This window comes from Mesorhizobium sp. P2_A12 (genome assembly GCF_056405075.1).
In genome coordinates this window covers 166,062-180,975 of the sequence record NZ_JBFUCU010000005.1, presented here as the reverse complement: position 1 = coordinate 180,975, position 14,914 = coordinate 166,062, and the positions used below count along the sequence as shown (strand labels likewise).

The 14,914-nt window shown below is 62.8% G+C and carries 15 protein-coding genes; 5 read left to right on the top strand and 10 right to left on the bottom strand.

Annotated features, from left to right (window positions below):
* The first annotated feature begins 74 nt into the window (after positions 1-74).
* Positions 75-557 carry a DUF992 domain-containing protein gene (locus AC1DZU_RS14765; RefSeq protein WP_457153124.1) on the top strand — a complete coding sequence of 161 codons (483 nt, stop codon included), beginning with the start codon at positions 75-77 and terminating at the stop codon, positions 555-557.
* 204 nt (positions 558-761) lie between these two features.
* On the top strand, positions 762-2,198 hold the full coding sequence (locus tag AC1DZU_RS14760; RefSeq protein WP_477285771.1) for an MFS transporter: 1,437 nt from the start codon (positions 762-764) through the stop codon (positions 2,196-2,198).
* Between the two features lie 108 nt (positions 2,199-2,306).
* Here AC1DZU_RS14760 and AC1DZU_RS14755 read toward each other — a convergent pair whose 3' ends face one another.
* The 7 genes from AC1DZU_RS14755 to AC1DZU_RS14725 form a co-directional block, all read right to left on the bottom strand.
* Positions 2,307-2,999, bottom strand: coding sequence for a response regulator transcription factor (locus AC1DZU_RS14755; RefSeq protein ID WP_477285769.1), 693 nt, complete (start codon positions 2,997-2,999; stop codon positions 2,307-2,309).
* Positions 2,996-5,731, bottom strand: a complete 2,736-nt coding sequence (locus AC1DZU_RS14750; protein WP_477285767.1) for a DUF4118 domain-containing protein — start codon at positions 5,729-5,731, stop codon at positions 2,996-2,998. Before AC1DZU_RS14750 ends, AC1DZU_RS14755 begins: the two co-directional genes overlap by 4 nt.
* Positions 5,732-5,788: 57 nt before the next feature.
* The gene (gene kdpC / locus AC1DZU_RS14745; protein WP_477285765.1) at positions 5,789-6,352 is read right to left on the bottom strand and encodes a potassium-transporting ATPase subunit KdpC; all 564 of its coding nucleotides are present in this window, start codon (positions 6,350-6,352) and stop codon (positions 5,789-5,791) included.
* Between the two features lie 11 nt (positions 6,353-6,363).
* The gene (gene kdpB, locus AC1DZU_RS14740; RefSeq protein WP_477285763.1) at positions 6,364-8,457 is read right to left on the bottom strand and encodes a potassium-transporting ATPase subunit KdpB; all 2,094 of its coding nucleotides are present in this window, start codon (positions 8,455-8,457) and stop codon (positions 6,364-6,366) included.
* A gap of 231 nt (positions 8,458-8,688) precedes the next feature.
* Positions 8,689-10,392 carry a potassium-transporting ATPase subunit KdpA gene (gene kdpA / locus AC1DZU_RS14735; protein ID WP_477285761.1) on the bottom strand — a complete coding sequence of 568 codons (1,704 nt, stop codon included), beginning with the start codon at positions 10,390-10,392 and terminating at the stop codon, positions 8,689-8,691.
* Between the two features lie 34 nt (positions 10,393-10,426).
* A complete protein-coding gene (locus tag AC1DZU_RS14730) occupies positions 10,427-10,516 on the bottom strand; it encodes a K(+)-transporting ATPase subunit F (protein WP_095084642.1) in 90 nt (29 codons plus the stop codon).
* A 15-nt stretch (positions 10,517-10,531) separates the two neighbouring features.
* Positions 10,532-10,780: a hypothetical protein gene (locus AC1DZU_RS14725; protein WP_477285758.1), complete on the bottom strand. Its 249-nt coding sequence runs from the start codon at positions 10,778-10,780 to the stop codon at positions 10,532-10,534.
* 179 nt (positions 10,781-10,959) lie between these two features.
* Here AC1DZU_RS14725 and AC1DZU_RS14720 point away from each other — a divergent pair, with 179 nt between their 5' ends.
* Complete coding sequence (locus tag AC1DZU_RS14720) at positions 10,960-11,457, top strand: YciE/YciF ferroxidase family protein (protein WP_477285756.1); 498 nt, start codon at positions 10,960-10,962, stop codon at positions 11,455-11,457.
* Positions 11,458-11,496: 39 nt separating this feature from the next.
* On the opposite strand, the gene AC1DZU_RS14715 is transcribed toward AC1DZU_RS14720, so the two are convergent.
* Positions 11,497-12,216, bottom strand: coding sequence for a Crp/Fnr family transcriptional regulator (locus AC1DZU_RS14715; protein WP_477285754.1), 720 nt, complete (start codon positions 12,214-12,216; stop codon positions 11,497-11,499).
* 221 nt (positions 12,217-12,437) lie between these two features.
* On the opposite strand from AC1DZU_RS14715, the gene AC1DZU_RS14710 reads away from it, so the two are divergent.
* Complete coding sequence (locus AC1DZU_RS14710) at positions 12,438-12,674, top strand: DUF6894 family protein (RefSeq protein ID WP_095084645.1); 237 nt, start codon at positions 12,438-12,440, stop codon at positions 12,672-12,674.
* Positions 12,675-12,819: 145 nt separating this feature from the next.
* Positions 12,820-13,017 (top strand): hypothetical protein, encoded by a 198-nt coding sequence (locus AC1DZU_RS14705; protein WP_477285752.1) that lies wholly within the window; start codon positions 12,820-12,822, stop codon positions 13,015-13,017.
* Between the two features lie 128 nt (positions 13,018-13,145).
* Here AC1DZU_RS14705 and AC1DZU_RS14700 read toward each other — a convergent pair whose 3' ends face one another.
* Both AC1DZU_RS14700 and AC1DZU_RS14695 read right to left on the bottom strand, forming a co-directional pair.
* Complete coding sequence (locus AC1DZU_RS14700; RefSeq protein ID WP_477285750.1) at positions 13,146-13,448, bottom strand: DUF982 domain-containing protein; 303 nt, start codon at positions 13,446-13,448, stop codon at positions 13,146-13,148.
* 169 nt (positions 13,449-13,617) lie between these two features.
* Positions 13,618-14,826: an acyltransferase family protein gene (locus tag AC1DZU_RS14695; RefSeq protein WP_477285748.1), complete on the bottom strand. Its 1,209-nt coding sequence runs from the start codon at positions 14,824-14,826 to the stop codon at positions 13,618-13,620.
* Positions 14,827-14,914 lie beyond the last annotated feature (88 nt).

Below are 14,914 nucleotides of genomic sequence, written 5' to 3'. Positions count from 1 at the left end.
GCGCGTGGCGCTTTCCCTCAGGGAATTGCGTCAAAACAAAGAGATAGAGCGGTTCCGAACCGCTGGGGGACTGCATGCCAAAGACAGCCATCGCTGCTGCCATATTCGCCACCACGCTTGCCGGAGCGGCGCATGCACAGGACAAGGGCATCGAACTCGGCGTGCTGGATTGCGCCATCGGCGGCGGCACCGGGTTCATCTTCGGCTCGAGCAAGGATTTGAGCTGCACCTTCAACCCCGCCGACAAGACCTTTGCACCGGAAGCCTATTTCGGCGCCGTCAATAAATACGGCCTCGACATCGGCACCACGAAGCAGACGGTGATGCAGTGGATCGTGCTGACACCGCTGAAGAACATCTACGCGCCGGGCGCGCTGGCAGGCGACTATATCGGCGCCAGCGCTGAGGTGACCGCCGCAGTCGGCGCCGGTGCCAATCTGCTGGTCGGCGGCTCCTCGCAGGCCTTCACCTTGCAGCCACTCAGCCTGCAGACGCAGACCGGCATCAACCTCGCTATCGGCGTCAGCCAGTTCCAGTTGCGCAGCACCGAGAATTGATCACTCGGTCGCTTGCCGAAAAAAATCTCGAAAATTTCGCTTGAGCTCAACCCCGGTTGAGGTTTTACAAGCCTGCCCCGACTGGAGCGGCGCCCTCGACGCGGCGCGCGATACAAGCTCCCGCCTGCGCATGGTCCTGCCGGAAACCCAGACTGGCTTCTGGCGCCATGCGTTGGCGTCGAGATATGGAAGGCAGGGGTGGACATGACCGGAATCAGCACCAACAGGGTCGACTGGCGCGCTTTGTGGGCAAGCGGCGACCTGGCGCGTTTCTGCTTCATCAGCCTCGGCATCCTGCTGCACGCCACCAACGAGACGATGGTGGCGACGGTGATGCCGGCCATGGTCGGCGAACTGGCCGGCGTCCAGCTCGTCGGCTGGTCTTTGGCCATCTATGAACTCGGCGCCATCGTCGCCGGCGCTGCGGCCGGACGGCTGGTGAGCTATGTGGCGCTGCGCACCAACATGGTGGTTGCCGCCCTCCTTTATGCCACCGGGGCGCTGATCTGCGCCACCTCGCCTTCCATGCAATTGTTCCTTGCCGGCCGCCTGATTGAGGGGCTTGGCGGCGGCGCGTTGGTGTCGCTGGCCTTCGTCTCGGTCGAACGGCTGTTCTCGCGCGCCATCTGGCCGCAGCTTTTCGGCATCATGTCGGCGATCTGGGGCGTCGCCGCCTTCAGCGGCCCGCTTCTCGGCGCGATCATGACCGAGGTTTTGTCATGGCGCTGGGCCTTTGGCATCTTCACCTTCGGCGGCACTGCGATGGCGCTGGCGAGCCTGATTGTCCTCAACACGCCCGAGGCCACCAGGCCGCAGGCGACCGCGGGCAAGGCGCCGCCCTTCCCATTCGCAGCGCTTGGCTGCCTTACCGTCGCCGTGGTGCTGATCGCCTCGGCAGGCGTTGACATCGCCCTGCTGCGCTCGTCGGTGCTGATGGCCCTCGGCCTCATCGGCCTGGTGCTGTTCTTCTACATCGACGCGCTGAAGCCGCGCTCCCGGCTTTTTCCGGCGCGGCTGTTCTCGTGGCGCACACCGGTCGGCGCCGGCATGACCATGGTCGCCGCCTTTTCGGTAGCGACCTGTTCCTTCGGCGTCTACGGGCCGCTGATCCTGACCAGCCTGCACAACATCCCGCTGCTCACCACCGGCTACATCATCGCCGCCGAATCGATCGCCTGGTCGATCCTGTCGATCCTCGTCGCCAATGCGCCACCGCACCGAGAGCGGTTGATCATCGTTGGCGGCGCGCTGATGATCGCGGCAGGCATTGCCGGCTTTGCCTACACGATACCGCTGGGTTCCATTCCGCTGATCCTGCTTTGCGCCCTGCTGCAGGGTGGCGGCTTCGGCATCGCCTGGCCGTTCCTGACGCGCGTCATCGTCGCCTCCGCCCCGGAGGACGAGCAGACCATCGCCTCGGCGGCCGTGCCGACCATGCAGCGCATCGGCTATGCCGTGGGAGCAGCACTTGCCGGCATCGTTGCCAATGCCAGTGGATTTTCAGAAGGACTAAACCATGACGCGGCCGCGAACGTCGCGTCCTGGCTATTTCTTGCTTTCGTGCCGCTCGGCATTGTGGGCTGCCTCGCGGCCTTGCGAACATCGTCGACGGCAACCCGCCTGCAGGAGGCTGTCGGTTAGAGCAATTCCAGGAAAAGTGTGAAACGGTTTTCCCGGGAAAGCGCGTTGGCGCTTTCCCAAAGGGAATTGCGTTGAAACAAAGAGATAGAGCGTCAAGTCGAACGGCCTCTATTCGACCTCGCGCAGTCGATAGCCGACACCGGTCTCGGTGGTGATATAGCGCGGCTGGTCGGGGGTCTTCTCGATCTTCTGCCTGAGCTGCCGCACATAGACCCTGAGATACTGCACGTCGGTCGAATCGCCCCAGACCTGCTTCAAAAGGAAATGGTGGGTCAGCACCTTGCCGGCGTGCTGCACCAGGATGCGCAGGATCTCGTATTCCTTCGGCGACAGCTTAACGTCCTTGCCTTCAACCTTGACGATGCGTTTGACCAGATCGACGGACAGGCCGCCGGTTTGGAATACCGGCTTTTCACCCTGCTGCTGGAACTTGTGGCGCAGCGCCACGCGGATGCGCGCAACCAGCTCGTTCATCCCGAACGGCTTGGTGACGTAGTCGTCGGCGCCAAGTTCCAGAGCCTGGACGATGCCGGCCTCGTCGGTGCGGCTGGACAGGATGACCACCGGAATGTCGAGGCCGTCGTCGCGCCATTTGCGCAACAGCTCGTGGCCACCCATGCCGGGCAGGCCGAGATCGAGCAGGACGAGATCCGGCTTCTCCGCATCCATCAGTTCGATCGCTGCCTTGGCGTTCGGCGCCTCGCTTATCGCGTAGCCCTGGCTGCCGAGCCCGACACGAAGCAGCTTGCGGATCGGCGGCTCGTCGTCGACAACCAATATCCTGACGTTCGAGTTTGTCATGCCAAGTCACCCACTTCGTTGTCGTCTGAATTGGCGGCATTGAGATCGGGCTGGTTCGCCGGCTTCGGCATCCCGATGGTGAAGACCGCGCCCGAACGGTCGGTTCGGTTTGCCGCCGTGATCGTGCCCCCCATCGCCTCGATGAAGCCGCGGCAGATCGACAGGCCGAGCCCGGTGCCGGCGCGGACCTGGTCGCGCTTGCGCACTCGGTAGAACGTGTCGAAAATCCGTTCCAGGTCGCCGGGAGGGATGCCCGGCCCTTCATCCATGATCTGCAGGATAACGGAACCATTGTCGGACCAGCCCTGTATCCGGATCGTCGAGCCGGGCGGCGCGTATTTCGCCGCATTGTCCAGGAGATTGAACAGCGCCTGCTCGAACAGCACGGGGTCGACTTTCAACATCGGCAAATCGCTGGGGATGTCGATCTCGGTCTTATGCTCAGCGATGATTTTCCTCGCCCTCTGCAGGGCGGAACCGACGATGTCGCCGACATAATGGAAGGCGTAGTTCGGCTCCATCGCGCCGGACTCGATCTTGGTCATGTCGAGCAGATTGGCGATGAAGCGGTTCAACCGCTCGGATTCGTCGAGCACGGTCGTCAGCAGCTCCGCCCGGTCCTGTTCGGGAAGTGCCGGCGCGAACTCCCTCAGCGTACCGGCCGCGCCCATGATGGCGGCGAGCGGCGTTTTCAGGTCATGCGAGATGGAAGTGAGAAGTGCCGAGCGCAGCCTGTCCGCCTCGGCCGCGAGCTTGGCGCGGTCGACGTCGGCGACGAGCTGGATGCGCTCGATGGCGACCGCCGCCTGGTCGGCCAGCGCATCGAGCAGGCGCTGCTGCTCGGGCGTCAGCAACGGACCCTGCTTGTCGTTGTCGAGGCCGATGACGCCGATTGCCGTGCGCCCAGTGCGCAAGGGAAGATAGAGGCGCTTGGCGCCCGGAAGCGTATCGGCGCCGCGTCCCGCGGCACGATTGTGCTCCCAGGCCCAGCGGGCGGCTGCGATGTCGGCCTCGGCCAGCGTGTCGTCGGGCGGATAGCCGGCCTTGACGGTGATCGTTCCGTCCTCCGGCAAAAGCAGCACCACCCGCAGCTTCAGCATCGAGGCGATCTGGAAGGCGGTGGCCCAGAGAACATCGTCGAGCGTGCCGGCACCGGCGAGCTTCTTTGAAAAGAGGTAGATGTCCTCGGTGGCCCGCGCCCGCGAGCGGGCGGCGATCGCCTGGCGCTGCACGCGCACCGTCAGATTGCTGGCAATGACGGCGACAACCAGGAACACGCCGAGCGCAACGATGCTCTCCGGATCCCGAATCGTCAGCGTGTAGCGCGGCTCCAGGAAAAAATAGTTGAACGCAAGCGCGCTGGCGAGACAGGCATACAGAGCCGGCCACAGTCCGCCGGTCACCGCCGATGCGAGCACCCCGACGAGAAAGATGATGGCGAGGTTGCGAACGTCGAGAAACTGGTCGAGAAGGACGGCGAAGGCGAGCGAGCCGGCGACATAGGCCGTGGCCTTGAGATAGGGCCAGATCTGGAACTGCGACTGCTCGTCCGCCGCCCTGACGTTCCTCGACGTCGCCTCGGTGTTGCGTTCGTTTCCCGAAATGACATGGACGCTGATGTCACCGGCATTGCGGATGAGATCGTAGGTGAGCGAGCCTTCGATCAATTCGCGCCAGCGCGACCGGGTCGGCCTGCCGACCACGATATGGGTGAAATTGTTCGCCGTCGCATAACGCACGATGTCCTGCGCCAAATTCTGACCCGGAATGGTCGTCACCTCGGCACCAAGCTGTTGGGCGAGGCGCAGGTTCGTGGCGAGCCGGTCCTTGTCCTCCTCGGGCATGCTGGCCGAGCGAGGGCTGTCGACATGCAGAGCCGTCCACGGTGCGCGAAGCCGGTCGGCCAGCCTGCGTGCATAGCGGACGCGGGCCGACCCTCCCTGGCGCGCGTCGAGACAGACGAGGACCCTTTCCCCCGCTGCCCACGGTCCGGGAATGGCGTGCGCCTGCATATGGATCAGCAACTGGTCGTCGACGCGCTGGGCGGTGCGGCGCAGCGCCAATTCCCTAAGCGCCGTCAGATTGCCGGGCGAGAAATAGTTCTCGATGGCGCGCTGGGCAGTGTTGGGGAAATAGACCTTGCCTTCCTCAAGCCGCTTGATCAGGTCGTCGGGGGTGAGGTCGATGATCTCGACATCGTCGGCCTGGTCGATGATCGAATCGGGAACCGTCTCGCGGACCCTGACCTTGGTGATCTGGGCGACGACATCGTTCAGGCTTTCGACATGCTGGATGTTGAGCGTCGTGTAGACGTCGATGCCTCGCGTCAGGATTTCCTGGACGTCGAGGTAGCGCTTGGGGTGGCGGCTGCCAGGCGCGTTGGTGTGGGCGAGTTCGTCGACGAGAACCAGCGCCGGGCGCCGGGCGAGGATGGCGTCGATATCCATCTCGTCGAGGACGCGCCCCTTGTAGTCGACCTTGCGGCGGGGAATGACCTCATAGCCCTCGACCAAGGCCATAGTTTCCTTGCGGCCATGCGTCTCGACGACGCCGATCACCACGTCGACGCCGTCGGCCAGCCTGGCGCGGCCCGACATCAGCATCTCGTAGGTCTTGCCGACGCCGGGTGCCGCACCCAGGAATATCCTCAGGCGGCCGCGTTCCTCCCGCTCGGCATGATCGAGCAGCGCGTCGGGAGAAGGTCTGGTTTCGTTGCGGCTGTCGTCCGGCATCAGCATCGATCATGGATGGTGCCGGGAATGCTGTCGATCCCCGGCACCCACCATTCACTATTTCGCGGCGTCCAGCGCAAGGTTGAGACCGAGCACGTTGACCACCGGTTCTCCCATGAAGCCGAGTTCCCTGCCCTCGACATGGCTGTCGACAAGCGCCTTGACCTTGGCTTCATCGACGCCCCTGGCCTTGGCCACCCGGGCCACCTGGAAGTAGGCCGCTTCCGGGCTGATGTGCGGATCGAGGCCGCTGCCGGACGTCGTCACCAGGTCTATCGGCACGGGCTGATTCGGATTCTCCGTTTTCAGCTTTTCAGCATCGCCCTTGATGCGGTCGATCAGCTTGGGGTTGGTCGGGCCGAGGTTGCTGCCGCTGGAGGCAGCGGCGTTGTAGCCGTCGCCGGCTGCCGAAGGGCGGCCATGGAAGTACTTGTCGCTGGCAAAGGCCTGGCCGATCAGTTCGGAGCCGACGACCTTGCCGTCCTTTTCGATCAGGCTGCCATTGGCCTGGCGCGGGAACAGCGCCTGGGCGATGCTGGTCATGCCGATCGGATAGATCAGGCCGGTCAGCACCGTGAAGAAGACGATCATGATGATCGCGGGTCTTATCTGGGTGAGCATGGACGTATTCCTTAAGCGAGCCCGAGGGCGGTGACGATCATGTCGATCGCCTTGATGCCGACGAAGGGGACGATGATGCCGCCGAGGCCGTAGACAAGTAGGTTGCGGCTGAGCAGCGCGCCGGCGCCGATGGCACGATATTTGACGCCTTTCAGCGACAGCGGGATCAGCGCGATGATGATCAGCGCGTTGAAGATAATGGCCGACAGGATAGCGCTTTGCGGCGTCGCCAGATGCATGATGTTGAGCGCCTGCAGCGGGCCGGTCGGTTGCCCCGGCGCGACGTAGAACACGGCGAACATCGCCGGGATGATGGCGAAGTACTTGGCGACGTCGTTGGCGATCGAGAAGGTGGTCAGCGAACCGCGCGTCATCAGCAGCGCCTTGCCGATCTCGACGATCTCGATCAGCTTGGTCGGATCGCTGTCGAGGTCGACCATGTTGCCGGCCTCGCGCGCGGCGACCGTGCCGGTGTTCATGGCGACGCCGACATCGGCCTGGGCAAGGGCCGGCGCGTCGTTGGTGCCGTCGCCGCACATAGCGACAAGCTTGCCCTTGGCCTGCTCGTCGCGGATCAGCTTCAGCTTGTCCTCGGGCGTCGCCTGGGCGAGGAAGTCGTCGACGCCGGCTTCCGCGGCGATCGCCGCCGCCGTCATCGGGTTGTCGCCGGTGATCATCACCGTGCGGATGCCCATCTTGCGCAGTTCGGCGAAGCGCTCCCGGATGCCGCCCTTGACGATATCCTTGAGATGCACGACGCCCAGCAGGCGCCCGTCACGCTCGACCGCCAGCGGCGTGCCGCCGGACTTGGCGATCTCGTCGGCGATCGCCTGGAGGTCCCTGACGGTATCGCTGCCGGGCCGTGTGGCGTGGGCTGCGACCGTCGACTGGCTGACATGGGCGAGCACGGAATCGACCGCACCCTTGCGCACCGAGGAGCCGTCGATATCGACGCCGCTCATCCGGGTCTGCGCGGTGAAGGGCACGAAGGTGGCGTGCAGCGTCGCCATGTCGCGGGCGCGGATGGCGTATTTCTCCTTGGCCAGCACGACGATCGAGCGCCCTTCCGGCGTTTCGTCGGCGAGCGAAGCGAGCTGGGCGGCGTCGGCCAGTTCCTGTTCGGTGACACCCTTGACCGGGCGAAACTCGGTCGCCTGGCGGTTGCCGAGCGTGATGGTGCCGGTCTTGTCGAGGAGCAGCGTGTCGACGTCGCCGGCCGCCTCGACGGCGCGGCCGGACATCGCCAGCACGTTGAAGCGCACCAGGCGGTCCATGCCAGCGATGCCGATGGCCGACAGCAGGGCGCCGATCGTCGTCGGGATCAGGGTCACGAACAGCGCGACCAGAACGGTCACCGAGATATAGCCGCCCGAATAGGAAGCGAAGCTCGGGATCGTCGCCGTCGCCAGCACGAAGATCAGCGTCATGCCGACGAGCAGGATGTTGAGCGCGATCTCGTTCGGCGTCTTCTGGCGTTCCGCGCCTTCGACCAGCGAGATCATGCGGTCGAGGAAGGTATGGCCCGATGCCGCAGTGATGCGCACGCGGATCCAGTCGGACAGCACCTGGGTGCCGCCGGTGACCGCCGAACGATCGCCGCCGGATTCGCGGATCACTGGCGCGGATTCGCCCGTTATCGCCGCCTCATTGACCGAAGCGACGCCTTCGATCACCTCGCCGTCGGACGGGATGATGTCACCGGCCTCGACCAGCACGGCATCGCCGACCTTGAGGCTGGTGCCGGGCACGAGTTTGTATTTCGTGCGGTCTTCGCCGGTCAAAAGCTTGGCCTGGGTCTCGGTACGCGCCTTGCGCAACGAATCGGCCTGCGCCTTGCCGCGGCCTTCGGCGACCGCTTCGGCGAAGTTGGCGAACAGCACGGTGAACCACAGCCAGATGATGATCTGCAGCGTGAATTTGAAATCGCCGCCGCCGGTGATCAGGTCCCTGACGAACAGGACGGTCGTAAGCGCCGAGACAACGGCGACGACGAACATCACCGGATTCTTGATTAGGGTGCGCGGGTTCAATTTCCTGAAGGCCCCGCCGATGGCGGGCCACAAGATGCTAGCATCCAGGATGCTCGCTGATTTGGACTGGCTCATTTGATGGCTCCAGTATCGGTGTTGTTGGATGGCACCGATCGATCGGATGCCGAAAAGGGTGGCCCGTAGACCAGCAGCCAGATCACGATCATGACCGCCGCAATGCCTAGGAATGTGGATATGGTCGGGAAGGGAGGGGGAGTTGCCTCCCCCTCATTGTCGGCCTTGGGCCGAGCCTTGCGACGCATATGGTTGAACCAGGACATAACTTTTATCCAAGGCGGGGCAGTTTCAGAAGGTCTGCCCATGGATCATCGCCAGCTGTTCGACGATCGGTCCGATCGCCAGCGCCGGGAAGAAGGTCAGGCCGACGACGATCAGGATGACGCCGACCAGCAGCCCGACGAACAGCGGGCCATCGGTCGGGAAGGTGCCGGCAGAGGCCGGGACCGTTTTCTTGGCCACCAGCGAGCCGGCGATGGCCAGCGCCGGAATGATGACCAGGAAGCGGCCCATCAGCATCGTGATGCCGAGCGTGATGTTGTACCATGGCGTGTTGCCGATGAGGCCGCCAAAGGCCGAGCCGTTGTTCGCCGCCGCCGAGGTATAGGCGTAGAGTATCTCGGAGAAGCCATGTGGGCCGCCATTGGCGATGGATGCCACAGCGCTCGGCAGAACCACGGCGATAGCCGTGAAGACCAGCATCGCCAGCGGCAGGCAGAGGATGGCCAGCATCGCCATCTTGACTTCCTTGGCTTCGATCTTCTTGCCGAGATACTCGGGCGTTCGGCCAACCATCAGTCCGGCAACGAAGACGGCGACGACGATGAACATCAGGATGCCGTAGAAGCCGGCGCCGACGCCGCCGACGATGACTTCGCCGAGCTGCATGTTGATCATCGGGATGAAGCCGCCGAGTGCCGTGAAGCTGTCGTGCATGGCGTTGACCGCGCCGCAGGATGCGGCGGTGGTGACGACCGCAAACAGGGCCGACATGGCGATGCCGAAGCGCGTCTCCTTGCCTTCCATGTTGCCGCCGTCGATGCCAAGGGCGTGCACCAGCGGATTGCCGCCAGCTTCCGCCCAGTAGCAGACGGCGACACCGGCGATGAACAGGACGCCCATCGTGGCCAGGATCGCCCAGCCCTGGCGCTGGTTGCCGACCATGCGGCCGAAGACGTTGGTCAAGGCAGCACCGAGTGCGAAGATCGTCACCATCTGGATCAGGTTGGAGATCGCGTCGGGATTTTCGAACGGATGCGCGGCATTGGCATTGAAGAAACCGCCGCCATTGGTGCCGAGCATCTTGATGGCCACCTGCGAGGCGACCGGACCGACCGCGATCGTCTGCTGCGCGCCTTCAAGCGTGGTGGCGTTGACGTATGGGCCGAGCGTCTGCGGCATGCCGAGATAGACGTAGACAAGGGTCAGGACGATGCAGAGCGGCAACAGCACATAGAGGGTGCAGCGGGTCATATCGACCCAGAAATTGCCGATGGACTTGGCCGAAGCACGGGCGAAACCACGGATCAGCGCGACCGCGATGGCGATGCCCACCGCCGCCGACAGGAAGTTCTGCACGGTGAGGCCGGCCATCTGCACGAGGTAGGACATCGTGCTCTCGCCACCATAGTTCTGCCAGTTGGTGTTGCTCACGAAGCTGACGGCGGTGTTGAAGGCCAGGTTGGGTTCGACAGCGGTCATGCCGGCGGGATTGTAAGGCAGGACGCCTTGCAGCCGCTGCAGGACGTAAAGCACCAGGAAGCTGGCAACGCTGAAGAGCATGATGCCTGCCGCATAGGCGGTCCAGTGTTGCTCCTCGCGTTCACTGGTGCCCGCGATGCGATAGAGCCCGCGTTCAATCGGGCCTAGAACCGGCGAAAGAAATGTCCGGTCGCCGTTGAAGACGCGGTGCATGTAGCCGCCGAGCGGCTTCACCAGCAAAACGACGATCCCGCAATAGGCGAGGATCTGTAGCCATCCGTTGAGTGTCATGGTTGTAGCTTTCCGGACCTTGCGTCAATTGCCGTCAGAAGCGTTCTGGACGAACGAGGGCGTATGTCAGGTAGACGAGCAGGAACAGCGTCACGCTGCCACCGAGAATATAGTCGACGAGCATTTCACGATCCTCGCGTTAGAGAATGTCACAGGCTTTGATGTAGGCGAAGGACAGGGCAAAAAACAAAATCCCGATCCCGAGAACGACGATGTCCATTGTGCTTGTTCCTTGCTTCTGATCTTCTACTTTCGACCGTAGCGCCTGCCACAGGCAGGTCGGCGATTGCGTAAACAGGTCGGCGATTGCGTAAAAAAGCGGCCCGCCATACTTCAGGTGTGACGGCGCCAACTTTTGCTCAAGGCGGAATATGGACCCGATCGCCATAAAGGTTCGAGACGGGACTGGAAGGAAAGAAATAGGAATTTTATAAAGGTTTTGCGCCCGGCTCGTGGCCGGCCCCGGGCCAACAAATTTGGGTCGCTGGGGACGTCATTGCCGGAACGAGCGGAACAAAACTTCCAATGCGAGATTGTCGACCTGAGGGCTCACCACAGGAGACGACCATGGCAAAGCAGAAAATGCTCGACGATCTGTTTCACGACACCCTGAAGGACATCTATTTCGCCGAGAAGAAGATCCTGGCGACGCTGCCGAAAATGGCCAAGGCCGCGCAAAGCGCCGACCTGAGAGCGGCCTTCGAAAAGCATCGCACCGAGACCGAGGGCCATGTCGCAAGGCTGGAGAAGGTCTTCGGCGTCATCGGCAAGAAGGCGGTCGGCAAGACGTGTGCGGCCATCATGGGCATCACCGAGGAAGGCGCCGAGATCATGGAGGAATACAAGGAATCTCCGGCGCTCGACGCCGGCCTCCTCGCCGCAGCGCAAGCGGTCGAACACTATGAGATTTCGCGCTATGGCACGCTGAGGACCTGGGCCGGCGAACTCGGCCTGAACGAAGCCGTGACACTTCTCGAAGCTACGCTGAAGGAAGAGAAGGCTACGGACGAAGCGCTGACGCAGATCGCGGAGTCAGCCGTCAACCTGGCGGCAGAAGCAGCATAGCTACCGAAAGCAATGATCGGCGACCGCGTCAGGAACAACCTAACGCGGTTCCCGCATCATGCTGAGATAGGTCGGGTCGAACTCGGCGATTTCCTGCAGCCGGTGCCAGTCGAGAATGGTCACCGTGTGGCTTGCCCAATTGACGACGCCGACCTTGCGCAGGGCGCCGATGACGCGGTTCATGTGCACGACCGAGAGGCCGAGCACGTCGGCCAGTTCGGCCTGCGAGAGCGGCAGATGGAAGCTCATGCCGTGGGTGCGTTGCACCACCTGCAAGCGTACGAAAAGCTCACAGACGAGATGGGCCAGATGCGAGGTCTTGGAACGGCGCCCCATCGCCACGATCCACTCACGGTGGATGGCGCCATCAACCAGCGTGTCCAGCCACAACAGCCGGGTCAGGTGCGGTGCCTCCTCGGTGATGGCACGCAGCCGGCTGTGATCGGCGAAGATGACGTGACAAGGGGAGAGCGCGACGATGCCGTGATCCATGGTCTTCAGCAGGAAAGCGTGGAGATCGACGAAGTCGCCAGGGACCTGCAATGAGGTGAACTGTCGGCCGCCATTCTCCAGCACCTTGTAGCGTGCCGCCAGGCCGTCGAGGATCAACGTCGAGTAAGTCGGCCGCGATCCCGAGGCGACAATGTCCTGTCCGGTCGCAAAATGCCTTTCGAAGGTCATGGCACCGGCCAGCAACGCTTTCTCGCCGTCGGAGAGCGCGTCGTGCTGGCCAAGGTTCAGATAAAGGGATTCAAGCACCGCTATCTCCAGCGAAGGGGCTCAGAGCCGATCGCCAATTCGTTTGGCGCAAGCATGGGGCGGCTGCGGAAGCACTAGGTCTTCGGACGGGGCCAGGCATTAACATTTGTTAGAGTGCACTTATTCGCCGGCAAGCGCCACCTCAGGTGGAACAACAGTTCGGTCCGCGAATTGACGGTTGAATCTCTCGCGAACATCATCACCTGGAGGTCCAGCGCATCATGCCCAGATATTACCTCGACCTCTACAATGGTGACGGTCTGACGGTCGACGATGACGGGCAGGTGTTCGAAACGCGCGAACGCCTGCGGCGAGAGGCGATACGCATACTGCCCGACATCGTCCGCGACGAGATGATCGAGAACGATCGCACGGTCATTACCGTCAAAGTGCGGGACGAGAGCGGGCGCCATGTCTTCGAAGCATCGCTGGTCGTCTCTTCGGGGTGGTGTGACTGAGAGCCTCGGCCCAAGGCTCGGACCGAAAGATTCCACTGGCCATCATTTGTAATCGTCACCGCCGCCGCACCGCTGCACCATGCGGAGACTGATTGAGGTGACAACGGTTCCGAAACCGACGTCCCAGCAGCGGAAGGACCGGCATATGAATCGCGCGAAAGTCGATACGGAGCGCGACGAACGCGCCAAGCGTGAGTCGCTGATCGTGACCGCCGCCGAGCGAGCGGCGCGAGAGGAAAAGACGGCCAGGCTAAGAGCTCTGCGCCTTGCCGCGCAGTCGGCGGACCAGCCGGCATCGACAGGCCCCAAGCCGCCACTGCGACGCGCACGTTCGACGCAATGATTGTCGCGCAAGGTACACAGCCCGCATCTGTGATTTCCTGCGGCTCCTGAAAAAGCGAAAGCCCGGCTGGGTCGAGCCGGGCTTCTGCGATGGCTGGTATAGATTAGCCACCACGATGGGAGGTGGCGTCAGGCGGCGTAGCCGCCATAACCACGGGCAACTGCGTGTACACCCGCGGTTGGCTCGAGATCCGGCCACAGGATACCGGAAGCCTGGGCAAATTCGACCAGCGCACAACGCGCCTGCTCGATGGTCACATAACCCGGAACCGCGAGATCACATGCCTTCATCGCGTTGCGATAAAGCGGGCCGCGGCGGGAAGTCGTCCAATTGGTCAGGAAATCGTGCATTTCGGCCAGCGAGGCAATCTCGCGCTTGAAGCCAAGGCCGACGGTCAGTGCGACCGGTGAATGAAACAGCTTGTCGTGCATGAAACGGGCTCCTGATTTATCGCAGCGCCAGGAGAGATATCCGGGCTGGTCCACGAACGGGACGCGGTGAAACGCGCCGCGCGGCAGGAGGTTCCAGGCCGCGCGCTTTTATATGAAATGCGGCGGTCATCCTTTGACCGGAATGCCCGCACAGCCCTCTCGGGCGCTATCAGCGGTCGGCGGATTGTCGCGTGAGGCTTGACGGCATCCGCCAGGACCTTGCTTCACTCGCGACTGGAGCCTCGCGTGCCTGACGCTGGTTCGACAGGCGAAGAACTGTCGCAAGCCTGTTTCCCAGCGAAACGCCGGGCTTTTCAACAGAAAGGTGCGCGACCAGCGCCATGAGGAGCAGAAGCACCATCGCCATCACGATCACAAGCCAATACTGGGTGGCGTTATCCAAGGCGAAGGTCCGCACGGGCGTGATGGAAAATATCGAGACGAAGGCAAGCCCCTGCAAGAGATAGATGCCATAGCTGATCTCGCCCAGTCGCACTGAACGGGTGGCGGTTAGAAGGCCAAAGAAATCGGCGCCCGAGACGATCAGGAAGAAGGCACTGGTGCACAGCAGCATCGGTCCCGGCGCATATGCAACCCTGTAGGTGGCAAAAATATACACCAGCAGCGCCAGGGCGATGGCGGACAGGACGTGCCGATGCATCTTCACCAGCAGGGCGTTTGCTTCAAGCGTCGCGCACAGCATGCCGCCTGCGAAAAGTCCTAGATAGGAGTAGGCGCCGCTGCCTCCACCCATTGACATGAGGATGGAAAAAGCCAGCAGAACGGCCGGCAATCCTATGCGGGTAACCGGGTGCCGGCTGAATATGGCTGCGATCGGCAGGCTGAAATAGAACAGCCATTCATAGGGCAAGGTCCAGGTTACGCAGGCCAATGTGCAGACGCGGGCATTCGAAAGTGGGACATAGCCAAAGACACCAAACAGCAGATTGAAAAACGCCCGCTCGTAGGTCGCGAAGGTCGAATAATCGATCCGCCCGTCAACGACCTCCAAAGCCATCGCCACGCCGACGGCCAAGATGTAGAGCGGCCCGATCCTGAAAGCCCGCTTGAGCAACAGGGTCGGAAAATCCACGGAGGCCTTTGCCGACAGCAGTTTCCCCCAGAACAGATAGGCGGAGATGATGAAGAAGAAGGACACCCCCACCTGTCCCAACAGGCCGTAGAAAGCGGAGGGCGGATACTTCCATGCGCCGGTCGTCAGGAATTCGTGGTAGATGACGGCGTGGTGGAGTGCGACGGCAAGCGCCAGATAGCCTCGCATCCCGTCGATCGCCCGGACCCTGGCGGTGGTCGCTTCGAAGCCGACCCGCTGAAACAGCGGCAAGCCCGCAAGCGGCCAAAGCAGCGCGACGACCACGAAGGCGGGCCAGAGATCATAAAGTCCAATCACGATTGCTCCGAGCCGATGCGCACAACCTGCTGAGTCCCCTGTTGGACTATGCAAC